Source organism: Frankia sp. AiPs1 (genome assembly GCF_023716945.1).
In the GTDB taxonomy this organism is placed as follows: Bacteria; Actinomycetota; Actinomycetes; order Frankiales; family Frankiaceae; genus Frankia.
The window spans coordinates 1-1,883 of sequence record NZ_JAMQQF010000826.1; the positions used below are offsets into that span (position 1 = coordinate 1).

Below are 1,883 nucleotides of genomic sequence, written 5' to 3' on the forward strand. Positions count from 1 at the left end.
TCACCGGTGGTTGCGCTTTAGCACGTCAACAGGGGCGTATCTGTTTACTTCTCGACAACGACCCGCATAGAGCCGGCCGGGCGGCGGCGCCGGCCGGTCAGGCCCGACCCCCACCCCGGCGTCCCCTCTTTCGGTCATCCCTGTGGCCCCTCTCGTGGTGGCCCGTCGCGGCCACCGCATCCGGCCGCCCAAACTCTACCCTCACGTGAGAGTTGGTTCGAACGGAACGGCGGGGCCGGGCGGCGGTGATATCCGCCGGATATCCGCGGCACCCGCGACCGTGGCGAGAACAGGAACACCACGGATGTTCCGCCCGAAATCCGGCATCCTGCGTGACTCGGGGCGGTCCACCGGAGGCGGACACAACAGCGCCGAGCCGCCGCGACGGGCTGGCCCACACAGTCAATCCACAACCGTAATCGACACATTACTAATTGTAGTAGCCGGTCCGCTGCAGCGGCGCCATCCCGTCGCACCCGGCACCGCGGCGCGCCTCGGCGCGGACCCGGGACTCACCGGTGGTTGCGCTTTAGCACGTCAACAGGGGCGTATCTGTTTACTTCTCGACAACGACCCGCATAGAGCCGGCAATATGGAAAACTGCCTCACACGGTGACGCCGATCGCGCCTTTCCGCCCGGCCACCCGTGATCCCCCTCAGCGCGCCGAGTGGCACGTCCCGGGAGGCAGGACCCCCCTCATGCAGCACCGCGCCATGCCCAGCGGCCCCAGCGGGACGGTCGTGCCGCAGCGTGCCCTCGGGGCGGTGCCGGCCGTCCTGGCACTACTGGTCGTGTCCGTCCTCGGTGGGCTCCTGCTCGCCACACCCGCCGTCGCCACACCCGCTGTCACCGACCCGGCCGCCGCCAACCCGGCCGCCGCCAACCCAGCCCCCGTCGCCCCCGCGCAGGGCTCGCAGTGGTATCACGCGGTGCTCGGCCTCGCCCAGGCGCAGGCAGTCAGCGAGGGCGCCGGGACGGTGGTCGCGGTCATCGACGGCGGGGTCGACGCCGGCCACCCGAAGCTGCAGGGCCAGGTCCTGCCCGGCGCCGGGGTCGGCCCGGGGGCGGCTGTCGACGGGTGGCGCGACGACGATCCCGACGGCCACGGCACGGCCATGGCGGGCCTGATCGCCGGGCGCAACGACAACGGCCGGCCCGAGGTGCGCGGCATCGCCCCGGCCGCCCGGATCCTGCCCATCTCGACCGGTGCCGAGGCGGACTCGGCGGAGGTCGCCCGCGGCATCCACCGAGCCGTCGATCTCGGCGCGGACGTCATCAACCTCTCCCTCGGCTCGGCCGGCGCCGCGACCCCCGACGAGCGGGAGGCGGTGGCCTACGCCTTCGCCCACGACGTGGTCGTGGTCGCCTCCGCCGGCAACGTGGAGACCGGCGATTCCGAGATCAACTCACCGGCGAACATCCCGGGTGTCGTCGCCGTGACCGGCTCGACCGCGCGGGGCGACTTCTGGCGCGGCTCGTCCCGCGGAGCGCGGGCCGCCATCGCCGCCCCGGCCCCGGGCATCCGGGCCCCCGTACCGACGAGGGTCTCCCCGGACGGCCTGGACACCGGCGCCGGCACCTCCAACTCGGCCGCGATCGTCTCGGGCGTGGTCGCGCTCATCCGGTCGGCCTGGCCGGACCTGGACGCGCCCAACGTCATCAAGCGGCTCATCTACACCGCGCGGGACGCCGGGCCGCCGGGCCGCGACGTCGAGTTCGGTTTCGGCATCGTCGACCCCGCCGCCGCGCTGACCAAGGCGGTGCCGGTCGTCGCCGCCAACCCCCTGCTGGCCACCCCGACCCGCTGGGGCAGGGCCGGTCAGGCACCCGCCGGCGCGGACGCCGCTCAGGCCGGCTCCGGCAGCGCGGACGGCTCCGGCGG

General features: G+C 73.7%; 1 protein-coding gene. It reads left to right on the plus strand.

The genetic code is table 11. The annotated features are described in order from the left end of the window. Positions 1-699: 699 nt before the first annotated feature. Positions 700-1,883: S8 family serine peptidase (locus ND748_RS31045; RefSeq protein WP_251749867.1), on the plus strand; the 1,184-nt coding region annotated here is incomplete at its 3' end.